The sequence below is a fragment of the Neorhizobium sp. JUb45 genome (assembly GCF_004343585.1).
In the GTDB taxonomy this organism is placed as follows: domain Bacteria; phylum Pseudomonadota; class Alphaproteobacteria; order Rhizobiales; family Rhizobiaceae; genus Neorhizobium.
Window position 1 is genome coordinate 447,674 of the sequence record NZ_SLYW01000002.1, and the last position, 24,087, is coordinate 471,760.

Sequence of the window (24,087 nt, forward strand, 5' to 3'; positions counted from 1 at the left end):
TACCTGCTTGTCACACCCGCGGCAGATAAGTCCGGTAATCGAAGTCGCTCACCGTGCGCAGATAGGCGATCGCCTCCTTGCGCTTCGTATCGCCATAAAGCTTCTGATAGCGCTCGCCAAACACATCGCGGATGAACGGCGAGGCGGAAAAATCCTCGACGGCGGTGAGAAAGTCGTGGGTCAGCCTTTTCGTGCCTTCGGGTACATCTTTCCCCGGTTCGGTCATCGGGCCGGGATCGAGCGTGTTTTCGAGGCCCAGCAGCATGCCGCCCAATATGGCCGCCAGCAGCAGATAGGGATTGGCATCGGCGCCGGCGACGCGGTGTTCGATACGGGCGCCCGGTCCATCGGTTTCCGGCAGACGGATGGCCGTGCCGCGATGGCCGATGCCCCAGTCGATATCGACCGGCGCGAACGAACCCGGCTGAAAACGCCGGTAGGAATTGGCAAAGGGCGCAAAGATCAGCTGCGCATCGCGCATCGTGTCGAGCATGCCGGCGGTGATCGATTTCAAAAGCGCCGGATCGCCGCCTTTGGCATCGAGGATGTTGTTGCCGTCTGCGTCGAGAATGCTGGCGTGGACGTGCAGGCCGGAGCCGGCGTGCTCGCCATAGGGCTTGGCCATGCAGGTGGATTTCAGTCCGTGTTTTTTGGCGGCCTGTTCGGCGATGCGTTTCAGGTAAAGGCAGTCGTCGGCGGCGGCCAGCGCATCGGCGCGGTGTTTCAGGTTGATCTCGAACTGGCCGGGGCCGAATTCGGCAGTGGTGGCATCACCCGGAAGCTTCATGGCCTCGATGTATGAGCGCACGGTTTGCAGATAATCGTCGAGCGCATCAGTTGCGCGCATGTCGTAGAGCTGAAAGCCGTTCGGCTCCTCGCGGTATTGCAGGCTCTTTGGCGGCTGCGGTTTGCCGGTCTCGCGCCAGTCATCCTCGACCACGTAAAATTCCAGCTCGGTGGCAACGACCGGTTTCAGGCCGCGTGCCTCGTATTTCGCAACGACCGAGGCGAGGATGGCGCGCGGATCCATGAAGCTGGGCTCGCCGCTGAGTTCATGCATGGTCGCAAGCACTTGGCTCGAGCCTTCCGGCGCCCATGGCATGGGCACATGGCTGCGTTTGTCGGGAATGCAGGTGCCATCAGGATCGCCCAGCGCCAGCGACAGTTGGGTGATGTCGTCATTGTCATCGCCCCAAATATCCAGCGATTGCGTCGAGGCCGGCAGCCGCACCGCTCCGGCCCACACCTTGTCGGCGGCGTCAGTCGGAATGCGTTTGCCGCGCAGATCGCCGTTCATGCCGACGATCAAAATCTCGATGCGGGAATTCTGGGTATCGGAAGCCATGCGAAAACCGTCAGTCAACTGTTGCGGAGACCCGTTGGTAGCAATTAAGAATCCTCTGCACAATCATGAGACGGAGTCCGCCGTGACCGCAAAACTGTCCAATCTCGCCGCCATCGATGCCGCCCACCATATGCATCCGTTCAATAAAATGACTGAGCTGAACGAGAAGGGCGCGCGGGTGATCGCCCGCGGCGAGGGCGTCTATATCTTTGATGGTACGGGGAAGAAATATCTGGATGCCTTTGCCGGCCTGTGGTGCGTCAATGTCGGGTATGGCCGCCGCGAGATCACCGATGCGGTGGCGCGGCAGATGCAGGAACTGCCCTATTACAACACCTTCTTCGGCACCACGACCGAACCGGCGACGCTGCTTGCCCAGAAGGTCACCGAACATGCCGGGCCGAACCTCAACCGCGTGTTCTTCACCAATTCCGGCTCCGAGGCGACCGACACATGGTTTCGTCTCGCGCGCGTCTACTGGAAGGCGCAGGGGAAAGCCGAAAAGGTGCAGGTGATTGCCCGTCGCAACGGTTACCATGGCTCGACGGTTGCCGGTGCCTCGCTCGGCGGCATGAAGCTGATGCACGAACAGGGCAATCTGCCCATCGAAGGCATCCACCATATCGGCCAGCCCTACTGGTATGCCGAGGGCGGCGATCTTTCGCCCGAGGATTTCGGGTTGAAGATGGCCCGCGAACTGGAAGCAAAGATCGACGAACTCGGCGAGGACAAGGTGGCCGCTTTCGTCGCCGAACCGGTGCAGGGGGCGGGCGGCGTCATCGTGCCGCCAAGCACCTATTGGCCGGAGATTGCCCGCATCTGCAAGGCGCGCAACATTCTACTGATCGTCGACGAGGTGATCTGCGGTTTCGGGCGTCTCGGTGAATGGTTCGGCCACCAGTATTTCGGCGTCGAGCCGGACATGGCGCCGATCGCCAAGGGCCTGTCCTCCGGTTATCTGCCGATCGGCGGTGTTCTGATCAGCGACCGCGTGGCCGATGTTCTGGCGCAGGAAGAAATCCATCACGGCTATACCTATTCCGGCCATCCGGTGGCGGCGTCTGCTGCGCTCGCCAATCTCGCCATTCTCGAAAACGAGGGGCTGGTGGAACGGGTGCGCGACGATATCGGCCCCTATTTCGCAAAAGCCTGGAAAAGCCTCGAGGATCACGACGTGGTCGGCGAGGCGCAGGTGGCGGGTCTGATGGGCGGGCTGCAGCTTTCGCCCGACAAGACCGTTCGCGCCCGTTACGCCAAACCGGACGATGCCGGCGTGCTGGTGCGCAACCATTGCCTGGAAAACGGTCTGGTGATGCGCGCCACCTCGGATCGCATGCTGGCTTCACCGCCGCTGGTGATCAGCCATTCGGAAGTGGACGAGATGATCGACAAGCTGCGCGGCGGGTTGGACCATTTGCGCGAAGCAAGAATGGGGTGAGGGAGAGCCGGCCTCGAAAACCTATTGAGCCGGCACCCACATATAGCCGAAAGTTGCGGTCTTGCCGCCGCCGGAAAACTGATAGGGCACGGTCATGGTTCTGCCCGGCGCGGTGAGCGCATTGCCGCTTTCTCGAAGCACGTTCAGCACGGCTGATGGTGCTGACTGTGTCGCCGCGTCCGGGTCTTCGCCGGTCCAGAGCACCAGCGTGCTGCCGGCTGCGGGTGCCACCGCGCCTTTTCTCAACGCTGCGTCTTCCGGCAGACGCAGTAACGCGTCCGGCAGGAGAATGCGTGCGGCACCGCCGAGAGCCGTGCTGTCGGTCAGTATGACGGTCGGTCGCTGATTGCCGTTTTCGGCCAGAACCCGTTCGACGAAAGCGCGGTAGGGGATCGTTTCCCTGCCATATTTGCCGAAATACGGCGCGACAATGTTGGCCGCCGCCAGATAGATGATGAACAGGGTGGCAACGCTCATGACGGCAATCGTCAGCCTTTTCAGGCCTGTCCGCGCCTCGACGCCAGCCGCATCGAGTTTCAGGCAGACATAAAGCGGAAACAGCATGAGGAAGGGTGCGAGCCATTTCTGGCGGATGCTGCTGGCGCCGAAGCCAAGTGCAATAAGCGCAACGATCGCAAGACAGGCAAGAAGCGTGATGCCCGTCAGCCGGGTCCAGCGGTTTTCCGCCTGCGATGCGGAGCGAATCTGGCCGGGAAAGGCGATGGCGAAGAAGATCAGCGTGGGCACGGCGCCCTGAAGCGCCGAAGTGATGATGGAGAGCAGGCCTTCGACGCGATCCAGCAGGGCGTTGCCATTGCCATCTTCGCGCATGGCCGAGATCGTGCCGGCGGTGGCGGTATCGACATTATTCAGAACCCACACCATGTGCGGCAGACAGATCAGCCCGGCGATGACCAGCGCCGGGACAAGGCGCCAGTCGAGCACGCGCTTGCGCAGGTCTGCATCCGCAAGCGCTGCAATGATGGCCGCGGTAGGCAGGACCACAAAATTGTATTTGGTGATGATACCAAGCCCGACGACCACGCCTGTGGCCAGATAGGCGATGAGGCTCGGCCGCGTCAGCGTGCGGAAAAAGGTCAGCAGGAACAGCGCGACGAAACAGAAGAGCGCGACGGCATGCGTCAGGTCACGCTGCACCATCACGATGATCGCCGGCATGGTCAGCACACCAAGCATGGCGGCGGTCGCCATGTCGCGATCCTTCAGCAGCGTGCGCGCAGCAAGTCCGAAGATGATGCAGGTCAGCGCAAGCAGCAGGTTCTTCAGCAGCGACAGGCCGAGGATGGAGGGCCCCAGCAGCTCGAACATGCCGATCTGCAGCCAGTTGTAGAAGGGCGGCTGGCGGCTGTAACCCATCAGCAGGTATTGCGACTGAAAGACCTGCTCTGCCTCATCCGGTTGAAGCGCGTCCGAGCGCACGAGGCGCAGGATCACCGAAAGCGCGAAATAACCGAGGATCAGCCACAGGATGACCGATGGTCGCGCGAGGAAAGATGAGGGTTTAGCCGTTGCGCTGGTCGCTGCCATAAACTTCCCTGACGATATAGCTGAGCGTGCTGTCGTCACGATAATAAACACGTGCCATCATCTCGGCGAGAATGCCGGTGGTGATCATCTGTACCGAAGACAGGAACAGCATGACGCCAATGAGGAACAGCGGCCGCGTGCCGATATCGTTGCCGAGGATGAACTTGTCGAAGCCGAGATAGGCAAGGATGATCGCCGAAATGGCGCCCAGCCCAAGACCCAGCGAACCGAAGAAATGCCCCGGCCGCGCCTTGAAGCGCATGAAGAACATCACCGACAACAGATCGAGGATCACGCGAAAAGTGCGCGAAATGCCGTATTTGGAGGCGCCATGTTCGCGGGCATGGTGGGTCACCGGCATCTCGCCGATGCGCGAGCTCGGCACCACGCCGGCCACCCAGGCCGGTATGAAACGGTGCATTTCGCCCATCAGCTGCACCTGCTTGATGATCGAGGCGCGGTAGATTTTCAGCGAACAGCCATAGTCGTGCAGGCGCACGCCGGTGATGCGGCCGATCAGCCGGTTGGCGATCCATGACGGGATTTTTCGCAGCACCAGACCGTCCTGCCGGTTCTTGCGCCAGCCGACCAGAAGGTCGAGTTCGCGGCGCTCCAGTTCCGACACCATCTGCGGAATGTCCTTCGGATCGTTCTGAAGATCGCCATCGAGCGTGGCGATCAGACGGCCGGCGGCCTGGTTGATACCGGCCTGCATGGCGGCCGTCTGGCCGAAATTGCGTTGCAGCGCGACGATCTTCAGATCGAGACCGGGCTGCCCGACAGAAAGACGGGCGTTCGCCAGCGTCGCATCGGTCGAGCCGTCGTCAACGAGAATGAGTTCCCACGGACAGTCATACGCGGTCATCGCTTCGCGCACGCGGGCAATCAGCGGGCCGACGCTTTCCTCTTCGTTGAAGATCGGCACCACCAGCGACAGTTCGACCGGTTCAGCCGAGGTTAGCCGGGACTGGATCGATTCTGCTGTTGTCGCCACTCTGTCTTTCTCCTAAAGCTCGGCTTTCGGGCATGATTGCGAAAGACGCCGCAAAAGCCGAAACATGAGGCATCCTCTATATGAAGAACGATCCGGTTGCCAGCCAAGGCCCGTGGATAATCCGCAACGCCATGTGGCTCGGTACGGTGGCGATCATCCTTGCCTACGCGCTGTTCATCGAATGGTTCTGGGGCTGGCTGGTGATCGTCGAGCGTTGGCAGAAGGCCGGCTGGGGTGCGGCGGTGCTGGCCATCGTGCTGCTGCTGACCACCTATGTTCTGCGCACCTGGCGTATCTACGATTATTTCCCGGCCGAAACGATGGGGCGTTTCGGCGTGTTGTTGCGGTTGGTGCAGGTCCACAACCTTCTGAACGTGATGATGCCGTTTCGCACAGGGGAGGCGAGCTTTCCGCTGCTGATGCGGCGTGAATTCGACGTGCCGCTGGCGCGCTCCACCTCTGCGCTTCTGGTGATGCGGCTGTTCGACCTGCATGCGCTGCTGGCCGCCGCCGCCGTCGGCAAAGCCCTTTCCATGTATTCGCAAGGTTATGGCGGCTGGGTGTGGCTGCTGTGGCTGACCTTTCTGGTGCTGCCGGCGATTGCCTTTGCGTTGCGCGGCCGGGCGGTCGAGATGCTGGCAAAAATCCTGCCATCGAGCGGCAAGGGCGCCAAACTGGAGCGGCTTGTCGAAGAAGCTGCCGCCGGCCTGCCTGCCAACAACGCTGCCTTCGCCCGCGCCTGGGGCGCGACGCTGGTCAACTGGTTCGTCAAGGTGGCGGTTCTTGCCTGGGTTCTCGTGTTGCTATGCGGGCTTGACCTCGGTGCGGCCTTCGGCGGCGGGCTGGGTGGCGAGCTGTCTTCCGTGCTGCCCGTGCATGCGCCGGCCGGTGTCGGCACCTATCCGGCCGGCATCACCGCCGGCGCCATCGCCTTTGGGGCGCCGACCACAAAGGCGGCGCTGGAAACTCTGGGGCAGGCTGCGGTCAACGCCCACCTGCTGATCATCATGTCCTCGCTGATCGGTACGGCGCTGTCACTCCTGGTGGCGCGTGGAGCCAAAGCAGGCGGCTGATCAGGCGAGTTGTTTATACGCAATCGTCGAGCAGGATCGCGATATTGCGAAGGTCTGTGGCTGTAGTCTGTCGAAGCTTTCGAACCAGACGTTCATCAGCTGTCACGAACTGGCATTCCTCCTGTCGCGCCAAGGCCAGATACATACAGTCGTAAGCGGGATGATCCAGCGCGAATGCTAGTTCTGCTGCCTCTGTAATCAGCGACCTCATTTCAACGAACTCTATGCCGGTGCTTTCGATGAGCATGGCTGCAAACCGGCCTTCGAGGGCCGAGAGTTCACTGCGGCGTACCTTTTTCCATAGGATATTTGCGCATTCGGCCAGCATCAGTTCGGGTGCCATCAGCCTTGAGTTGCGGCGAAGGGCCAAGGCCTTGTCCGTGCCCGCCTCGTTAACGACCCATTTGATGGCAACGCTGGCGTCCACAACGAAGGGCGTCATCGCTCATCGCGTCCCTCTCGCATCAGCACTTCGGAAGGTGTGTGCTTTCGTCCGGCCGTCAGCGCCCTAAATTCCTCCGCCAATGTTTCGAATGTCGGACTGCTTTGATGTCGGCCATGCCAGCCCATGCCGCGCATGTCTTCAATTGCCTGCATGCGCGCATGGTTCTTGGCCAGAATGCGCAACGCTTCTTCTACGGCGGCAGCATCGGAAAAGCCGGTGATTTCTTCGGCGTTTCTGACCAATTCATCGTCAAGTTTCACGGATCGGGTCATCTGGAGCCTCCATAGGCTCCAGATGATACGCCGCAATCAGGACAATGTCACTGGAACGCCGTCTCGTAGAAGCTTCTCAGCTTGCGCGAATGCAGGGTCTCCGTCGGCATTTCCGCCAGTTTCTGCACCGCACGGATGCCGATCTTCAGATGCTGGCTGACCTGCGTCTTGTAGAAGGCCGTCGCCATGCCCGGCAGTTTCAGCTCGCCATGCAGCGGCTTGTCGGAAACGCAGAGCAGCGTGCCGTAGGGTACACGGAAGCGGAAACCGTTCGCGGCGATGGTGGCCGATTCCATGTCGAGCGCGATGGCGCGGGCTTGGCTCAGGCGTTTGACCGGGCCGGCCTGGTCGCGCAGTTCCCAGTTGCGGTTGTCGATGGTGGCGACGGTGCCGGTGCGCATGATCCGCTTCAGCTCAAAACCCTCGAAGCCGGTGATCTCTTCCACCGCATCTTCCAGCGCCTGCTGCACTTCGGCGAGTGCCGGGATCGGCACCCAGACCGGCAGGTCGTCGTCGAGCACGTGGTCCTCGCGCATATAGGCATGCGCCAGAACGTAATCGCCCAGACGCTGGCTGTTGCGTAAGCCCGCGCAGTGGCCGACCATCAGCCAGGCATGCGGGCGCAGCACGGCGATATGGTCGGTGATCGTCTTCGCATTGGAGGGGCCGACGCCGATATTGACCAGCGTGATACCGGAATGATCGTCCTTCTTGAGGTGATAGGCCGGCATTTGCGGCAGGCGGCCGACCGCTTCCGGAGCGGAGGCAGCGCCGGCCGGGGTGATGATGTTGCCCGGTTCGACAAAGGCCGTGTAACCTTCGCCACCATTGGCCATCATGTCCCGCGCCCAGGCGGTGAACTCGTCGATATAGAACTGGTAGTTCGTGAACAGCACGAAGTTCTGAAAGTGGTCGGCGCCGGTTGCGGTGTAGTGTGCAAGGCGGGCCAGCGAATAATCGATACGCTGGGCGGTGAACGGGGCAAGCGGCGCCGGTTCGCCCGGCAGCGCCTCGTATTCGCCATTGGCGATCAGGTCGTCCGTATTGTTGAGATCCGGCGTGTCGAACAGGTCGCGAAGCGGATGGTCGGCCAAGGCGCTGTTGCCCGAAGCTTCGACATAAGCGCCTTCACCAAAGGCGAAATGCAGCGGGATCGGCGTGGTCGATTCCGAGACGATGACCGGCACATGATGGTTGCGCATCAGAAGGTCGAGCTGTTCGACGAGATAGTGCCGGAACAGCTTTGGGCGGGTGACCGTGGTCGTATAGACGCCCGGTGCCGAAACATGGCCATAGGAGATGCGCGAATCGATATGGCCGAAACTCGTGGTTTCGATGCTGACCTGCGGATAGAAGGCCCGGTAACGCCCGGCAACCGGTGCGCCGTGGGCGAGCGACTGAAACGCGTCGATCAGGAAGGCCGTGTTGCGTTCATAAAGGGCGATGAGGGCATCGACGGCCTGTTCGGCATCGTCGAAAACCTGCCGTTCGGCGGCAGCGGGGGAGATGCAGGTCATGGGGGTGATCGTCTTTATCCGTTTGTTCATGCAGCACTATAATACGCTGCGCGTCACAAGCGAAAGACATCTGTTTCATGGTTTGTGACATGAATCCGAAGCGGCTTCGGGACCATCGGTTGGAATGACGCCCGCGTGATGGAACATCAAGTCTGCGTCAGGGCAGCGAAAACCTCGGCGCTGCACCGGAACGGCCGGCGTTTTCCTTCGTTCGATCTTCACAGTCCATGACAGTGACGTCCGGGGCGATTGAAGAGGAACAAGCCGATGAAATTTGTATCATCCGTTTCCATGGCCGCTCTCGCGCCCAAGGCACCGTCCACCGCCGAAGCACTGGTGCCCTTGGGGGCCGCAGCCGCTGGTGATGGCGTCACCGTCGTTCATGTCGCGCTGTCATCCAGTGCTGATCCGCAGCTTCCGCGTTTTCCGGACCAGACCCCGGAGGCTATGGCGGCGGCACAGAAACAGATCGCTAATGACGCCGATCTGCTGAAGTCCTTGGAAAACCGCTCGATCAACCTCGATGACGTTGTCGCCATCGATCGCGTCGAGGATGGCGGTAGTATCATCTATGTCGGCTGATCCGGCTCAGAGCGAGGCCGTGCATCCGTAGGGCTGGGTGCAGAAAGCCTGCGCGTTCAGCCGCGATGTCGCCCCCTTGCCGTGATGGGTAACCAGCGCCGAAAAGGACAGGGCAAAAATGGCCATGATGAAGGCCAGGATCGTCATGCGTCTTGCAATGATGGTCATTTTGTTACCCCTTACGCGCCAAAGTGAAGCCATAGTGTCGCCATCAGGCTGAATGGTCACTGAGATGCGGGTTCATCCGGCATTCACAAGCGTTAACGCGATTTGCCTAGAGTTTGGCGGGCACCGCCTCCACAGCGCCCGCCGGATCAGGTCAGATCCGCGTCCAGGTCTGCGTCTTGCAGAGGATTTTCATCACGCAGCCCTTCATCCTCAGCGAATTGCCGGTGACGGCGCCGGAGCCGCTATAGGTCTTGTCATTGGCCGGATCGGTGATTTCGCCGCTATACGCGTCGCCCTTGCCATCCATCTTGCCGATCTGCTTGCCGGCATGTTTGCCGGTTTTCAGCGTCACGCAGAAAGCGCCGCCGCATTTGGCGATCTGTGCGGTCTCGCCGCTCGCGGTTTTCCAGTTGCCCTCGATCGGTTCGGCAGCCAATGCGCCGGATGCGCCGAGCATCAGCCCGGCCAGAACCAAGAAACGTTTCATGCAAATCTCCTCCTCAGAGCCGCCGGCGACAGGGCGCTGGCGACGTGTTCCTCCCAGCCGGCGATTGATAAACCGCAGGCACGATCAATTTAGCTTACGCGTACGTAAAGGTAAACTGTGAGGATCGGTGGGTTTGGCGGCCCGATTTGGCGCGCCGGAAGCCGCGGATTTTCGACGTTTTTCGTAGATGAAGAATTTCGCAACGGAATCCTTGGTGAACGAAGAGTCAATTTCGGCCTGTGAAATTTTCGTAAATTTTTATGCGGATCGCCTGTCTGTCAAGGGATGCGATGTTTAACAAAAAGCCAAGTTTACCAAGCGTTTGGACTTTGTTTGCATCGAATTAATCATGCATTTTAGGCGAATTTTGAAACCCGGCAGGCATATTGGGGTCATCAAACGAGCAGGGAAAACCTGCCGCCCGAGAGATCGAAAAGCCGCTCGAACGGTGATCGTCGGGGCCCCACGAGGGCAGATAAAACAGGGACTGCAACAACGACGACCGAAACAGGGATTAAGTCAGATGGCACGTTTTGAAATGCATGATACCGAACTGGCCGGCGCCGCCCATGCGGGTGGTGCCGACCGCGCCGAAACCTTTTGCGACATGGGCCTGATGTATGCGACCGGCCGCGGTTGCCCGGTCGATCTGGTCGCTGCCCACAAGTGGCTCAACATCGCCGCCATCAAGGGCTCCGACCGTGCCGCCGAACTGCGCGCCGATCTCACCCACCAGATGAGCAAGACGGAAATCGCGCTTGCCCTGCGCGCCGCTCGCGACTGGATGACCATGCACTGATGCACCCGTCTGTCGCATGACGCTTCAGACCGGACCCGGCTCTCTGAGAGTATGATGTGCAAATTCTAGAATGCTGCGGCGTCCTTGTTCGCCATGAAGGACGCACAAGGACGCCGCAGGGCATCGCATTTCACGATCAAAAGCAGAGAATAACAAACTTTCGACGTCACCAACTGGTCGCCCAAGAACCGGATTGACGTCACCCATTTGAGACCGTGACCGGCAGGAACAAGGCCGGCACGGTCTTTTGCTGTGATTTGGCTTTATGCCAGCGTCTTGAGGACCTGCGGCAATGCCGCTTCCAGAAGCGCCATATCCTTTTCCGTACCGGCGCTTATGCGAATGCAGCGGTTGAGCGGCGCCACGCCCGGCATGCGGATGAACACACCATGATCCATCAGGCCATCAACGATGGCGCGGGCATAGACACCATCGCGACCGCAATCGATGGCAACGAAATTGGTGGCGGAGGCGAGCGGCAGCAACCCATTGTCGCGAGCAATCTTGCCGATCCGGTCGCGTGAGGCCGAAATCTCGCCGATCACCTTTGTCAGATATGTCTGATCCTTGAGCGCCGCCAAGGCTGCTGCCGTGCTGATGCGCGCCATGCCGAAATGGTTGCGGATCTTGTCAAAGGCCTGCGCTGTGCCGGGCGTCGAGATGGCATAACCGATACGCGCGCCGGCCAGACCATATGCCTTGGAAAAGGTGCGGGTGCGGATGATGTTGGGCATATCGATAAGAGCTGCCATGGCGGGCGTGGCATCGGATGGCCCGGTCTCGCAATAGGCCTCATCGAGAATCATCAGGCAGGTTTCGGGCAGCGCTTTGGCGAATGCGACGATATCGTCTGCCGTGTGCCAGCTGCCCATCGGATTGTCGGGATTGGCGAAATAGACCAGCGGCGCGTTTTCGCGACGCACCAGGTCCAGCAACCCGTTCAGGTCCTCGCGGTCATCGACATAAGGCGTCGTTACCAGCCGGCCGCCAAAACCTGCGACATGGAAGTTGAAGGTCGGATAGGCGCCGAACGAGGTGACGACCGGAAAGCCGGGTTCGATCACCATGCGCACGATCAGGCCAAGCAGATCGTCGATGCCTTCACCGACAGCGATATTCTCCGGGCGGATGTGCAGATGCGCTGCGAGAGCCTGCTTAAGCTCGAAATTTTCCGGGTCGTTGTATTTCCAGGTATCGGTTGCCGCTTCCGCAATCGCCGTGATTACGGAGGGGGCAGGGCCAAAACCGTTCTCATTGGCGCCGATACGCGCCTTCACCATCAGTCCGCGATTGCGCTCGATCGCTTCCGGCCCGATAAAAGGCACGGTGGCGGGCAGGCTCTGGATCAGCGGGGTAAAGCGGGAAAAGGATGACTGGTCAGACATATACGCATTCCGGTTTGGCAAAAACCGGCACACAATAGGTCCAATTCGTGCGTGCGCAAGCGCATTCACCCGCTGCGACGACCTGTTCTGCCGACAGAATCACCCGTGGTCGGCGTCAAACCCCAGCCGGATGACGTGATGGAGAAATTCCGGGTCGATCAGCATGTTGAAACCGACCGTCAGCTTTTCTTCCTCGCGGCGGATCAGCGTGCAGCCGATCTCGTCGCGGATGCCGAGAATTTCCAGGAAGAAATGACCCGATACCTTTATACAGGGGCTGACTTCGAGCTCGGCGCCATAAATGGACATCTTGCGGATCAGGCAGCGCAGGTTCTGCTTGGTCGAAAGGTGATGCTCGACGAAAATGATCTTGCCGGGCCGGTCGATATCGAACTGCTCGTAGATCTTGTCGCGCGGAATGCCCGCATTCGGCGTGCTCGTTTTCGTCATGTTCGTCGCGCTCGGCGGCATGAGACCCTCCCTGGGCCCTGTCTTTTGACTATAGTCTACGGCGTTTCCGCTGATGCATATTGAAACGCATCGGTAAAATTTGAATGAGCGACGCGAATCCTCGCGTAACTGCACGTGAGCGGTCTTGAATGGCTATTGAGGCCGGAGCGTCTGTTGACGCCTTGGCGGTGCGGCTTTACCCCTGTCATCCGTTCGCACATGGCGGGCATATATATAGAGGGCATGACGTGAGTGCAGGCAGACTGGTAATCGTCGGGGCAGGGCAGGCCGGACTGGCGCTCGCGGCCAAGCTGAGAGCGCTGAAGGACATGCGGCCGATCACCATGCTCGGCGCGGAAGATGTGGCGCCCTACCAGCGGCCGCCGCTCTCAAAGAAATACCTGTCCGGCGAAATGGAATTCGACCGCCTGCTGCTGCGCGTGCCCGAATGGTTTGCCGAGAACGATGTTGACCTGCGTCTTTCCGCCTTTGTGGAGGAGATCGACCGCGATGCCAAAACCGTGACGCTGCAGGACGGATCGACAATCGCCTACGACACGCTGGCGCTGGCGACCGGTGCAACGCCCCGCACGCTGCCGGCCGAGATCGGCGGCGATCTCGAGGGCGTTTATGTGATGCGCGCCAAGCGCGATGCCGACCTTCTGGAAAAGGAAATGAAGGAGGGCCGTCGCCTGCTGGTGATCGGTGGCGGTTACATCGGGCTGGAGGCTGCGGCCGTTGCGAAGAAATTCGGGCTGGACGTGACGCTGATCGAAATGGCCGACCGTATTCTCAAACGCGTCGCCTCCACAGAGACTGCCGCCATCATGCGCGCCATACATAAGGAGCATGGTGTCGCCATTCTCGAAAACACCGGCCTGAAGCGGCTGATCGGCAAGGATGGCCGGGTGGCTGCGGCCGAACTGTCAAACGGCACGGTGATCGATGTGGATGCCGTCATCGTCGGCATCGGCGTGTCCGCCAATGACCAGCTGGCCGGTGATTGCGGGCTGGATGTCGGCAATGGCATCATCGTCGACGAATTCGCCCGCACATCCGATCGCTCCATCTATGCGGTCGGCGATTGCACAAGCCTGCCCTGGCGCGGCGCCCGCGTGCGGCTGGAATCGGTCCAGAACGCCATCGACCAGGCGGAAGCCGCGGCCGTGGTTATGACGGGCGAGGAGATCGCCTATGATGCAAAGCCGTGGTTCTGGTCGGATCAGTATGATGTGAAACTGCAGATCGCCGGCTTCAACCTCGGTTTCGACGAGACCGTGGTGCGCGAGGGTGCGCGTCCGGGCAGTGTTTCCGTCTGGTACTTCAAAGAGGGGCGGTTTGTGGCGGTCGATGCCATCAACGATGCCAAGGCCTATGCCACCGGCAAACGCCTGCTCGATCAGGGCCGCGAACCGAATCGCGATGTGCTGGCTGATTCCGCTGCCGACCTGAAGCTTCTTCTCGGCTGAAGTTTCGTCAGGGGCGTGGAAAAGCGCCCCTATAATAAGGAAATGTCGCGCAACGTCACAAAAGACCTTGCAATCGCGATTCTTCCCGAATAATCACCACGGCACCGGAGAGGTGGCCGAGTGGTCGAAGGCGCTCCCCTGCTAAGGGAGTATACCCGAGAGGGTATCGTGGGTTCGAATCCCATCCTCTCCGCCATCAAACGATTTTCCCATAAAAGATGACGTCAGACACAGACAGCCAGCAATCGGCCGTTTTGTTCCGATGGCACGTTGCGCCGGATGCATGGGTCGCCGCGTTCTAGCGATCAGGATATCGCGCCCCTCTGTCTTGCCATGACATTCGGTGGCGCATTTTCCACAACGCGACCCCTTCCGCGCGGCGATGGACGGATCCCCTATAAATTCAGGGGTCGGCGTTGCGGCCGGGAATCATGGCGCATTCCGTCTTTCCGTCCGATTCTCATGGCCGTCCACAGGGTAAAATCCCGCATTGCCGCCGCTAAGTGGCTGCTTCCCAATGCAATTGTTAAGGATTTGTAAAAATTGAACGATCCTCAACAGGCGTTTTGTGTCCTTTGCGCAACAGCGTGATTGGAAGCGGGGGTGATGAACCGCAAATCTCCCAGTTCAAGATTGCGTGCAGTGGCTGGTCGAGTATTTTCAATCTCGGAAGCGCGGCGGTGGATCGCACGTTTTCGAATACCGACGGGGATGGGGCAGGGAATGCTGTCCTTCAGCTATAAGAACCCAGACCCTTATGTAACTTTGACTGGAGGTCAAACATGAACATCAAGAGCCTTCTTCTCGGCTCCGCAGCAGCTCTCGCTGCTGTATCTGGCGCACAGGCTGCCGACGCTATCGTTGCTGCTGAACCTGAGCCCATGGAATACGTCCGCGTTTGCGACGCTTTCGGCACCGGCTACTTCTACATCCCGGGCACCGAAACCTGCCTCAAGATTGGTGGTTACGTTCGTGTACAGGTTGACGGTCGTTCGGACTTCGACGTGACCGGTCAGCTCGGTGGTTACCGCACCAACACCCGCGGTCAGTTGACTGTTGAAGCCAAGTCGGACACGGAACTCGGTACGCTTGGTTCCAAGATCACGCTGCGCGCCAACACTAACTCTGCTTCGAGCGACTTCTACCTCGAAGAAACCTACCTGGAAATCGGTGGCCTTCGCGTTGGTCAGTTCTACAACTACTTCGATAACGGTCTTCCGGGCGAAACCGTTCTTTCCGACGGTGGTCCTCTCGGCGGCGGTTACATCGGTGGCGACACCCTGAACAACTCCATTCGTTACACCTTCGATGGCGGCGCTTTCACGGCTTACGTTCAGGCCGACGCCTTCAACTCGCAGGCTGGTTGGAAGACCGATGGTTTCGTTAACGCTGATGGCGACTACGTTCGCGCCAACGACGGCGAAGTCGGTATCAACGGCTTGATCGCTGGCAAGTTCGGCGGCGTATCTGCTGACCTGTTCGCTGCTTACGATTTCGACGCTGAAGAAGCTGTTCTTGCTTCGACTCTGTCGGCTGAAATCGGCCCGGGCAAGCTCGGCGTCTTCGGCGTATACTCCTTCGGCGCTTCCCGCTATTGGGACTTCGCAGAATGGAGCATCGGTGCAGAATACGCGATCGCTGTAACCGAAAAGTTCTCGATCACCCCGGGCGCTCAGTACTGGGATAACATCGATTATGACGCAAGCGGTAGCTACACCGGTGGTGAGGCATGGCGCGTTGGCGTAACGGCTGACTACAAGATCACGCAGGGCCTGACTGCCAAGGCAACCGTCAACTACACCGACGTTGACCTCGGTAACGGCGTTGATGGCGACCGTTGGGACGGCTTCTTCCGTCTGCAGCGTTCGTTCTAATACCTGATCCGATGGCCCGCAGCCTAATGACTGCGGGCCGTTGCTGTTTTGCCACAAGCATTCTTTAAATACTCTAGGGCCCTCATGCTCTGGAGCGCTGCCTGTTGTAGTTGAATGCATTCCGACGATGCTAACCGCATCGGGAGAGCGAAATGGGCAAAGAAACCGGACATAAAGGGGAGCTTTCAGCGTTCCCTTCCTTCGGCAAGCCCTACGCTGTCAACTATCAGTTCAATGCCAGCGGTCCGAAAGTCGTAGCGTCCACCAGTCTTATTCGGCTCCTGGAACAGTACGCAGATATCCTCTGGGAAACAGGCAGTCATAAAGCCAATGTCCGAGCCTTCGTCGGGGAGCTGGACGAGATCTTGTTAGGTCACTCGTTCGACGCTTTCACGGATGAAATGGTAGATCGGCTCATTGGCGAATTACGCAAACGTGGCAACAGCAACGCGACCATCAATAGAAAGATGGCGGCGCTGAGCAAGCTGCTGCGGAAAGCGTTCAAAATGGGCGATATACACAGCCTTCCAGAATTCCGGCGCCAGAAAGAAAAGGCTGGCCGGATTCGATTCCTCGAATACGAAGAGGAGGATCGACTGTTCGCGGCGATAAAAGCAAAAGATGAGCTGTATTACGCCCTCTGTGTGTTCCTCGTTGATACAGGAGCGCGTTTGGGAGAGGGGATCGGGTTACACTGGAACGACATTTATGAAAATCGAGCCACCTTCTGGATTACCAAGTCGGGCAGAAGCAGGACTGTTCCGCTAACACCGCGAGCAGTCCATGTTGTCGGCCAACAGGCTGGCGCGAAAGATGGACCTTTTGCTTCCGTCGACCAGCAACGCTTTCGAAGCGTGTGGAACTCCGCCAAGGCAGACGTTGGGCTCGGTACCGACGAAAATGTAGTGCCGCACGTTCTAAGACATACATGTGCCTCGCGTCTTGTCAGGGGAGGCATAGATATACGCCGTGTTCAGATGTGGCTGGGACATCAGACGCTTCAGATGACGATGCGATACGCCCATCTAGCTTCTCACGATCTTGACGTCTGCGTGCCAATCCTGGAGCGGCGACCGTAAACCACAAATTTGATGCTCCAATTTTGACTGGAGGTCAAACATGAACATCAAGAGCCTTCTTCTCGGCTCCGCAGCAGCTCTCGCTGCTGTATCTGGCGCACAGGCTGCCGACGCTATCGTTGCTGCTGAACCTGAGCCCATGGAATACGTCCGCGTTTGCGACGCTTTCGGCACCGGCTACTTCTACATCCCGGGCACCGAAACCTGCCTCAAGATCGGTGGTTACGTTCGTACGCAGATCGACGGTCGTTCGGAATTTGCTGGCATTGATGGCGGCTACCGCACCAACACCCGCGGCAAGCTGCAGATCTCTGCCAAGTCGGACACCGAACTCGGCACGCTGGCTTCTATCATCAACATGGAAGCCAACACCAACGGTCTCAGCCAGGACTTCGTTCTGAAGGACACCTTCATTGAACTCGGCGGCCTGCGCGTCGGTTACTTCTTCAACTACTTCGATACCGGTCTTCCGGGCGAAACCGTTCTCGCTGACGGCCGTCCTGGCGACGTATTCGGTGGTGGTTTCGGCGCCAACACGCTGAACAACTCGATCCGTTATACCTTCGATGGCGGCGCTTTCCAGGCCTACATCCAGGCTGACGCGTTCAACTCGGAAGCTGGTTGGAAGACCGACCTCGCTGGTAACGACGACGAAATCGGCGTCAACGGCGTTATCGCTGGCAAGCTCGGCGCAGTATCGATCGACTTCTTCGCTGGTTACGATTTCGGCACCGAAGAAGCAGCTTTCGCTTCTACGCTGACCGCTGAACTCGGCCCGGGCAAGCTCGGCGTCTTCGCTGCCTACGCAACCGGCTCGAACAGCTACTTCGACGCTGCTGAGTGGACCGTTGGTGCAGAATACGCTATCGCTGTAACCGACAAGCTGTCGATCACTCCTGGCGCACAGTACTGGGACAACATCGTATTCGTCGGTGGCCAGCCTGAGGCTGGTGATGCATGGCGCGCTGGTGTAACGGCTGACTACAAGATCACCCAGGGCCTGACCGCCAAGGCAACCGTCAACTACACCGACGTTGACTCGGGCGCCGGTTCTGACGACCGTTGGGACGGCTTCTTCCGTCTGCAGCGTTCGTTCTAATCTGACCTTTCAGGTTTGATCGGAGAGCCCGGCCTTTGGCCGGGCTTTTCTGTTTGGGGTTGGTTAAGCTGTGTGTTTTGGCTGCGAGATGCGCCAAGCCGCGAATATCTGAAGCCGTTTCGGCCAAGTGATTCGAATCCATTAAAAATGAAGTGCTTCAGATTTTCGCCGGACACATATGCCGCGGGAAGGTGGATGTCGGTGAGCGTTTGGTCGTGTGTATGCTGCAATAAGTTGTGACATAAAAGTGACTCAACGCGCGCAACTATGTGGCGAAGGTGTTCTCTGCTGTTTGATTTGCTTGAAAGCAAAATATGCACATGTACGTTGTCCCGGTAAGAATGAATCGCCAAACGGGGAATGACCTATGAACATCAAAAGCCTTCTTCTCGGCTCCGCAGCTGCCCTCGCAGCCGTTTCCGGCGCCCAGGCGGCTGACGCTATCGTCGCTGCCGAACCGGAACCCATGGAATACGTTCGCGTCTGCGACGCGTTCGGCACCGGATACTTCTATATCCCGGGTACCGAAACCTGCCTCAAGATCGGTGGTTACGTTCGTACTCAGATTGGTGGTCGTAGCGACTTCGACATCGATGGCGTTGGCCGCGTTCAGGATGGTGGTTACATCACCAACACCCGTGGTTATCTGACCATCAGCGCAAAGTCCGACACTGAACTCGGTACGCTTGGTTCGTCGATCAGCATGGAAGCCGACACCAACGGCGGCAGCCAGGACTTCTTCGTCGATGAAGCCATCATCACCCTCGGCGGTCTTCAGGTCGGTTATTTCTATAACTACTTCGATAACGGCCTTCCGGGCGAAACTGTCCTCTCCGACGGCGGCCCGATCGCTGGTGCCAACTACATTGGCGGCGACACGCTGAACAACTCCATCCGCTACACATTCGATGGCGGCGCCTTCCAGGCCTACATCCAGGGTGACTTTTTCGACTCGCAGGACGGCTGGAAGACCGACGTAAACGATGAAGAAATCGGCATCAACGCCATGATCGCTGGCAAGTTCGGTGGCGTTGCCATCGATCTGTTCGGCGCTTACGAGTTCGACAACGAAGACGGCGTCATCGCTTCGACGCTGGCTGCTGAAATCGGCCCGGGCACGCTTGGCGTCTTCGGCGTATACTCCTTCGGTCCTTCCCGTTACTGGGACTTCTCCGAGTGGAGCATCGGTGCAGAATACGCGATTGCTGTATCCGACAAGCTGAAGATCACCCCCGGTGCGCAGTACTGGGATAACATCCTGCCGATCGGCAGCGACTACGAAGGTGGTTCTGCGTGGCGCGTTGGCGTAACGGCTGACTACACGATCACCACCAACCTGACTGCCAAGGCAACCGTCAACTATACCGACGTTGACGTTGACTTCGGTGGCGTCGGTGGCGGCGATCGTTGGGACGGCTTCGTACGTCTGCAGCGTTCGTTCTAATCTGATCTCGCAAGAGACAAGTGAGCCCGCGGATCATCTCCGCGGGCTTTTTCGTGTCTGGCTTCCAGCGCGGCAATCAGTGCACCGGGCTTGCAGGTCTGAAGCAATGTCGAGGAGGCGGTCATTTTCGGCAAACCTGTGGCCTATTGTCGGCTCGCATTGTTTGCCGGTCAGGTTTTCATGTTCGTGCCGCGCCAAGGCGATCGGCGTCGCCGATTTTGCCATCCGCCGCGAAATCCGCTTACCGCCGCCCGAACCGCAGATCGTCTTCGATATCCGCCGTCTGGCCAAGTCTTGTCTTGTAGACCTGATAATTCTCCATCACCCGCTGCACGTAATTGCGGGTTTCGGGGAAGGGGATACGCTCGATCCAGTCCACCACCTCGTCCAGCGATTTGCCGCGAGGGTCGCCGTAGCGGGTGATCCAGTCCGGCACACGGCGCGGGCCGGCATTGTAGGCGATGAAGGTGAGGATGTAGGAGCCGCCAAAACTGTCGATCTGTTCGCCGAGATAATGCGCACCGAGCGTGGCATTGTAGCCGGCGTCGGTCGTCAGCTTGGCGGCCGTATAGGTGATGCCGTGGCGGCCGGCGACGCCTTTTGCCGTGCCGGGCAGGATCTGCAGCAGGCCGCGCGCATCGGCGGGCGAAATCGCAGCCGGGTTGAAGGCGCTTTCCTGGCGCGCGATGGCATAGGCGAGCGCTTTGCCGGAGCCGGCGATATTTGCCGACGAAGGGATCACGCCGGTCGGGTAGGCGAGAGCCGCCACCTCGATGCCGCGCGCAAAAGCGGATTTGCCAATCTGCAGCGATAGCGCGTGGTCGCCATTGCGCTCGGCGCGGGCCGTCAGGATCGCCAGTTCGCCGGGGCTGGTGATTTCGTCGGCAAGCGCGCGGTACAGCGCATTGGCGCGCGAATCATGGCCGGCGGCATCCAGCCGGTCTATGGCGCGCACCACTTCGCGGTTTTCGAAATTGCGGCGATCGGTTTCGGATGGCGAGGGATAGGAAACGTTCAGCACTTTCGTGCCGAGTTTGGCTGCCGCCAGCTGACCATAAAACGTGCCGGAATATTGCGCGGCCTGACGATAGAAATCGGCAGGTTTTCCAGGCCCACCGGCTTCGGCAGCGCGACCGAGCCAGTAGAGCGCGCGCGAGGCGGAAAGCGGCCGAGTCGAGGCGGTGAGGATGGCGCGAAAATGTTTTTCCGCCACTGCCGGGTTGTTGAGCGCCCGCAGCGCATACCAGCCGGCATGGAATTCCGCATCGACGATATCGGTGGCGGCGGTCGCCGTGTGATGCGCGGAGACGCGGTAGGCCTCGGCATAATCGCCCTTGTCGGCAAGGCCGCGGGCAATGATGCGGCGCTCGTTCCACCACTCGCCGCCATTGATGAGGCGAGTTGCGTCGCGCGGCGCCTTGTCGAGCAGGGTGGCGGCTTCGCGATATTTGTCCTGCTGGCGCAGATGTTCGATCGTCGCGAACAGATAGGCCGGGTCCTTGCTCCAGTTTGCCGATGCCGCCTGCAGCAGTTGCGGAGCATTGGTGGCTTTGCCGGCCACCGCGGCCCATGCCTTGTAGAGCGATTGCGCCTTGCCGAGATCGCCGAACCGTTCGGCCTGCGCCGTGCGGTTGCGATACATCAGGTAATCCATGCGGGCCTTGTGGTCCGCAGTGGTCAGGAGGCCCGAAAACTCCTTGATAATTCGGTCTTCCATGCCCTTGTCGAGCGCTTCGCCGGTCCAGATTTTACGCAGCGCAGTGGCGGCGCGTCCGGTATCACCAGAGGCCACGAGGGCGCGGGCGAGAATCATTGCGCCTTCCGGCGTTTCGGCAGCGCTGTTTCCGAAGGCTGCTATGACGGAAGCTGCAGGCGGGTTTTCGCGGTAAAGCGCACGTTCCGAATTGGCGCGCAGGCGGGTGAGACCCGGCCAGCCACGCAATTCGCGCTGCGCCGAGGCGATCTCGGATGACGGCACACCGTTGAGGCCGGAGGTTGCGATCGCCCATGTCAGAATCTGGCGGTCGAGTGATCCGGCCGGCAGCGTGTTGCGGGTGGCGATCGCCGTGCCGGCATCGCGGGCGGAAAGCGCATCCAGCCCGGTTTTCAGCTGGCTGACGACGCCGAGGCGATCACCGCGCTGCGGCAGTGAAGGCGAGGGGATGGAGCCGGTAATGTCGGGCGAAGGCATGGCGGCCGGAACCGGCGCATTCGGCTTGACGAAGGGGAGCGGCCGGACGACGGGTAGCGGAACGGTGCCCTCCGGCAAGGGCGCGGCCATGCCCATGCGCAGGTCGAAAAGGCCGGCGGTCAATCCGAGGCCAAGGCCTGCCAGGATCAGAACGTTCTTCTTCATTCACCGTCCACGACGTCAATGCCTGAAAGCCTGTGGGACAGCGTGTCCGGCGGCCTTGGCAATCCTCTTTCCGCTCTGGTCGATTTACTCTCGAATGCGACCATATAACATTGATTAGCAATCACGCCGATTAACGATTCCTTACCGCATTTCAGCAAATGCCCGCTTTTCTCCCGGACTTGCGTCACGAAAGCGTCATGGCTGCGCTTGTCGGCGGATCGACAGCGATCTATGGTGCCCGCCGAATAGGATTTTACCTATAAAAATGGATTGCGGCTGAAGCGTGGATCGTCAAGGATTCTGGGGCCGACGAGGAGAGTTTTTGCATGTTCAAGGGATCGATGCCCGCGCTTGTTACCCCGTTCACGACGGAGGGCGCGGTCGACGAGCAGGCCTTTGCGGACCATGTGGAGTGGCAGATCACGGAAGGCAGCTCCGGTCTCGTTCCGGTCGGCACCACGGGCGAATCGCCGACACTGTCGCATGCCGAACACAACCGTGTCGTCGAGCTCTGTATCGAAGCTGCGGCAGGACGTGTGCCGGTCATCGCCGGTGCCGGTTCCAACAATACGCGTGAATCGATCGAGCTTGCCGTGCATGCCGAAAAGGCTGGTGCGGATGCCGTTCTCGTGGTCACGCCCTATTACAATAAGCCCACCCAAAAGGGCCTGTTTGCGCATTTTTCGGCGATTGCCGAGGCGACGAAGCTGCCGATCATCATCTACAACATCCCGCCGCGTTCAGTCATCGACATGAGCCCGGAAACCATGGGCGCGCTGGTGAAGGCGCACAAGAACATCGTTGGCGTCAAGGATGCGACCGGCAAGATCGAGCGCGTCTCGGAGCAGCGCATCACGTGCGGCACGGATTTCGTGCAGCTTTCGGGTGAGGATGCGACGGCACTCGGTTTCAACGCCCATGGTGGCGTCGGCTGCATTTCGGTGACGGCAAACGTCGCACCGCGTCTGTGCGCCGAATTCCAGGCGGCAACCGCTGCCGGCGATTATGCCAAGGCGCTCGACTATCAGGATCGCCTGATGCCGCTGCACAAGGCAATCTTCCTGGAGCCGGGCCTGTGCGGCGCCAAGTATGGCCTGCACCGCACGCGCGGCATGAACCGTACGGTACGCTCGCCCCTGATGTCGACGCTGGAGCCGGCAACGGAAGCGGCGATCGATGCGGCTTTGCGCCACGCCGGCCTGCTGAACTGACGCCCGTTAATGACGTCGTTACAGGCGCCGTCTCGGCGGCGCTTCACTTTTGGGCCGCCAGACACTAGATAAGACAACAGAACCCCGGTCCTCGCCATGGCCGGGGAATATTGTTTCAGATGGCGAGACGGAAGAAGTCCCATGGCCCCCAGAGGCAGCCAGCGTACGGTCAACAAGATAGTCGCGGAAAACCGCAAGGCCCGCTTCAACTACGAGATCCTCGACACATACGAGGCAGGCATCGTGCTGACCGGCACCGAGGTCAAGTCTCTGCGCGAGGGCAAGGCCAATATCGCCGAATCCTATGCCTCGGACGAGGGTAACGAGATCTGGCTGATCAACAGCCATCTGCCGGAATATCTGCAGGCCAACCGCTTCAACCACGAGCCGCGCCGCCGCCGCAAGCTGCTGCTGTCGAAGCGCGAGATCGGTCGCATGCGCGTCGGCATCAACCGCGAAGGCATGACGCTGGTGCCGCTCAAGATCTATTTCAACGAGAAGGGCCGGGCCAAGCTGGAACTGGCGCTCGCCAAGGGCAAGAAGCTGCACGACAAGCGCGAGACCGAGAAGGAACGCGACTGGAACCGGCAGAAGTCGCGGCTGCTGAAGACGGGGTGAGGTTCAAAAGGGGAGTGCAGGCATGCCTGATCAAGAGGCTCCCCTTTCCGCACTCGGCCATATCGGCCAGATCGATTACACGGTGATCTTTGCCCGTGATCTCGACGCCATGCGCATTTTTACGAAAAGATCATGGAATTCCCGGTCACGCGGACCCTGAGTGAGCGATGGTTCGAATGCCGGATCGGATCGACCGCACTTGCGCTGACGAAATACGGACGGCGCTTCGATGATCCGCCGCCGGCAGCCGGAGCGCTTTCGCTGCAACTAGCCTTTCGCGTACCGCCCGACATAGTGGCCTCTTGTGCCGCGCAGCTCGAAGCCAAAGGCATCAGCTTGATATCTCCTCTGACAGACGACGCTTTTGGGCATCGGACCATCTTCTTCCGCGATCCAGATGGCAATGTCTTGGAGATCTACGCCGAGATCTGAGA

24 protein-coding genes and 1 tRNA gene are annotated in these 24,087 nt (G+C 59.8%); 14 read left to right on the forward strand and 11 right to left on the reverse strand.

The window, feature by feature from the left end; all coding sequences use genetic code 11:
• Positions 1 to 10: 10 nt before the first annotated feature.
• Entirely contained in the window at positions 11 to 1,345 is a 1,335-nt protein-coding gene (locus EDF70_RS08880) for a glutamine synthetase family protein (RefSeq protein ID WP_132272991.1), read from the reverse strand.
• An 82-nt stretch (positions 1,346 to 1,427) separates the two neighbouring features.
• Between EDF70_RS08880 and EDF70_RS08885 the strand changes: the two genes are divergently transcribed.
• Positions 1,428 to 2,783 carry an aspartate aminotransferase family protein gene (locus tag EDF70_RS08885; RefSeq protein WP_281033559.1) on the forward strand — a complete coding sequence of 452 codons (1,356 nt, stop codon included), beginning with the start codon at positions 1,428 to 1,430 and terminating at the stop codon, positions 2,781 to 2,783.
• Positions 2,784 to 2,804: 21 nt separating this feature from the next.
• On the opposite strand, the gene EDF70_RS08890 is transcribed toward EDF70_RS08885, so the two are convergent.
• Together EDF70_RS08890 and EDF70_RS08895 are read right to left on the reverse strand one after the other, a co-directional pair.
• Positions 2,805 to 4,331 carry a glycosyltransferase family 39 protein gene (locus EDF70_RS08890; RefSeq protein WP_132272992.1) on the reverse strand — a complete coding sequence of 509 codons (1,527 nt, stop codon included), beginning with the start codon at positions 4,329 to 4,331 and terminating at the stop codon, positions 2,805 to 2,807.
• Entirely contained in the window at positions 4,306 to 5,325 is a 1,020-nt protein-coding gene (locus EDF70_RS08895; protein WP_132272993.1) for a glycosyltransferase family 2 protein, read from the reverse strand. Before EDF70_RS08895 ends, EDF70_RS08890 begins: the two co-directional genes overlap by 26 nt.
• Positions 5,326 to 5,405: 80 nt before the next feature.
• Here EDF70_RS08895 and EDF70_RS08900 point away from each other — a divergent pair, with 80 nt between their 5' ends.
• On the forward strand, positions 5,406 to 6,398 hold the full coding sequence (locus EDF70_RS08900) for a lysylphosphatidylglycerol synthase domain-containing protein (protein WP_132272994.1): 993 nt from the start codon (positions 5,406 to 5,408) through the stop codon (positions 6,396 to 6,398).
• 13 nt (positions 6,399 to 6,411) lie between these two features.
• Here the strand turns inward: EDF70_RS08900 and EDF70_RS08905 are convergent, their stop codons facing one another.
• From EDF70_RS08905 to amn, 3 genes are read right to left on the reverse strand one after another with little or no spacing between them, the layout of a single operon-like run.
• Positions 6,412 to 6,840, reverse strand: coding sequence for a type II toxin-antitoxin system VapC family toxin (locus EDF70_RS08905; protein ID WP_132272995.1), 429 nt, complete (start codon positions 6,838 to 6,840; stop codon positions 6,412 to 6,414).
• Positions 6,837 to 7,115, reverse strand: a complete 279-nt coding sequence (locus tag EDF70_RS08910; RefSeq protein WP_132272996.1) for a hypothetical protein — start codon at positions 7,113 to 7,115, stop codon at positions 6,837 to 6,839. Before EDF70_RS08910 ends, EDF70_RS08905 begins: the two co-directional genes overlap by 4 nt.
• A 47-nt stretch (positions 7,116 to 7,162) precedes the next feature.
• Entirely contained in the window at positions 7,163 to 8,662 is a 1,500-nt protein-coding gene (amn, locus tag EDF70_RS08915) for an AMP nucleosidase (protein ID WP_132272997.1), read from the reverse strand.
• 237 nt (positions 8,663 to 8,899) lie between these two features.
• Here amn and EDF70_RS08920 point away from each other — a divergent pair, with 237 nt between their 5' ends.
• Positions 8,900 to 9,214, forward strand: a complete 315-nt coding sequence (locus tag EDF70_RS08920; RefSeq protein ID WP_132272998.1) for a hypothetical protein — start codon at positions 8,900 to 8,902, stop codon at positions 9,212 to 9,214.
• A 6-nt stretch (positions 9,215 to 9,220) separates the two neighbouring features.
• On the opposite strand, the gene EDF70_RS29950 is transcribed toward EDF70_RS08920, so the two are convergent.
• Complete coding sequence (locus EDF70_RS29950; RefSeq protein ID WP_165931971.1) at positions 9,221 to 9,382, reverse strand: hypothetical protein; 162 nt, start codon at positions 9,380 to 9,382, stop codon at positions 9,221 to 9,223.
• 151 nt (positions 9,383 to 9,533) lie between these two features.
• Positions 9,534 to 9,869 (reverse strand): DUF2147 domain-containing protein, encoded by a 336-nt coding sequence (locus tag EDF70_RS08925; protein ID WP_132272999.1) that lies wholly within the window; start codon positions 9,867 to 9,869, stop codon positions 9,534 to 9,536.
• Between the two features lie 523 nt (positions 9,870 to 10,392).
• Between EDF70_RS08925 and EDF70_RS08930 the strand changes: the two genes are divergently transcribed.
• Complete coding sequence (locus EDF70_RS08930; protein WP_132273000.1) at positions 10,393 to 10,668, forward strand: sel1 repeat family protein; 276 nt, start codon at positions 10,393 to 10,395, stop codon at positions 10,666 to 10,668.
• A gap of 263 nt (positions 10,669 to 10,931) precedes the next feature.
• On the opposite strand, the gene EDF70_RS08935 is transcribed toward EDF70_RS08930, so the two are convergent.
• Positions 10,932 to 12,053, reverse strand: coding sequence for a pyridoxal phosphate-dependent aminotransferase (locus tag EDF70_RS08935; protein WP_132273001.1), 1,122 nt, complete (start codon positions 12,051 to 12,053; stop codon positions 10,932 to 10,934).
• A gap of 99 nt (positions 12,054 to 12,152) precedes the next feature.
• Complete coding sequence (locus tag EDF70_RS08940; protein ID WP_132273002.1) at positions 12,153 to 12,503, reverse strand: hypothetical protein; 351 nt, start codon at positions 12,501 to 12,503, stop codon at positions 12,153 to 12,155.
• Positions 12,504 to 12,751: 248 nt separating this feature from the next.
• Between EDF70_RS08940 and EDF70_RS08945 the strand changes: the two genes are divergently transcribed.
• The 6 genes from EDF70_RS08945 (at position 12,752) to EDF70_RS08970 (ending at position 19,468) form a co-directional block, all read left to right on the forward strand.
• The gene (locus EDF70_RS08945) at positions 12,752 to 13,972 is read left to right on the forward strand and encodes an FAD-dependent oxidoreductase (RefSeq protein WP_245519102.1); all 1,221 of its coding nucleotides are present in this window, start codon (positions 12,752 to 12,754) and stop codon (positions 13,970 to 13,972) included.
• A gap of 106 nt (positions 13,973 to 14,078) precedes the next feature.
• Positions 14,079 to 14,168 (forward strand) — tRNA-Ser (locus EDF70_RS08950).
• 586 nt (positions 14,169 to 14,754) lie between these two features.
• The gene (locus tag EDF70_RS08955; protein ID WP_132273004.1) at positions 14,755 to 15,846 is read left to right on the forward strand and encodes a porin; all 1,092 of its coding nucleotides are present in this window, start codon (positions 14,755 to 14,757) and stop codon (positions 15,844 to 15,846) included.
• Positions 15,847 to 15,998: 152 nt separating this feature from the next.
• Positions 15,999 to 16,925, forward strand: a complete 927-nt coding sequence (locus EDF70_RS08960) for a site-specific integrase (RefSeq protein ID WP_132273005.1) — start codon at positions 15,999 to 16,001, stop codon at positions 16,923 to 16,925.
• 40 nt (positions 16,926 to 16,965) lie between these two features.
• Positions 16,966 to 18,024, forward strand: coding sequence for a porin (locus EDF70_RS08965; RefSeq protein ID WP_132273006.1), 1,059 nt, complete (start codon positions 16,966 to 16,968; stop codon positions 18,022 to 18,024).
• A gap of 367 nt (positions 18,025 to 18,391) precedes the next feature.
• A complete protein-coding gene (locus EDF70_RS08970) occupies positions 18,392 to 19,468 on the forward strand; it encodes a porin (protein WP_132273007.1) in 1,077 nt (358 codons plus the stop codon).
• A gap of 241 nt (positions 19,469 to 19,709) precedes the next feature.
• On the opposite strand, the gene EDF70_RS08975 is transcribed toward EDF70_RS08970, so the two are convergent.
• The gene (locus EDF70_RS08975; RefSeq protein WP_245519143.1) at positions 19,710 to 21,755 is read right to left on the reverse strand and encodes a lytic transglycosylase domain-containing protein; all 2,046 of its coding nucleotides are present in this window, start codon (positions 21,753 to 21,755) and stop codon (positions 19,710 to 19,712) included.
• 395 nt (positions 21,756 to 22,150) lie between these two features.
• Between EDF70_RS08975 and dapA the strand changes: the two genes are divergently transcribed.
• The 4 genes from dapA to EDF70_RS08990 all read left to right on the forward strand — a co-directional run bounded on the left by dapA (position 22,151) and on the right by EDF70_RS08990 (position 24,085).
• Positions 22,151 to 23,035: a 4-hydroxy-tetrahydrodipicolinate synthase gene (gene dapA / locus EDF70_RS08980; RefSeq protein WP_132273009.1), complete on the forward strand. Its 885-nt coding sequence runs from the start codon at positions 22,151 to 22,153 to the stop codon at positions 23,033 to 23,035.
• 141 nt (positions 23,036 to 23,176) lie between these two features.
• Positions 23,177 to 23,653 (forward strand): SsrA-binding protein SmpB, encoded by a 477-nt coding sequence (gene smpB / locus EDF70_RS08985; RefSeq protein ID WP_132273010.1) that lies wholly within the window; start codon positions 23,177 to 23,179, stop codon positions 23,651 to 23,653.
• 22 nt (positions 23,654 to 23,675) lie between these two features.
• Entirely contained in the window at positions 23,676 to 23,813 is a 138-nt protein-coding gene (locus EDF70_RS30305) for a hypothetical protein (protein ID WP_165931972.1), read from the forward strand.
• On the forward strand, positions 23,786 to 24,085 hold the full coding sequence (locus EDF70_RS08990) for a VOC family protein (protein WP_165931973.1): 300 nt from the start codon (positions 23,786 to 23,788) through the stop codon (positions 24,083 to 24,085). The genes EDF70_RS30305 and EDF70_RS08990 overlap by 28 nt, the downstream gene beginning before the upstream one ends.
• Positions 24,086 to 24,087: the final 2 nt, after the last annotated feature.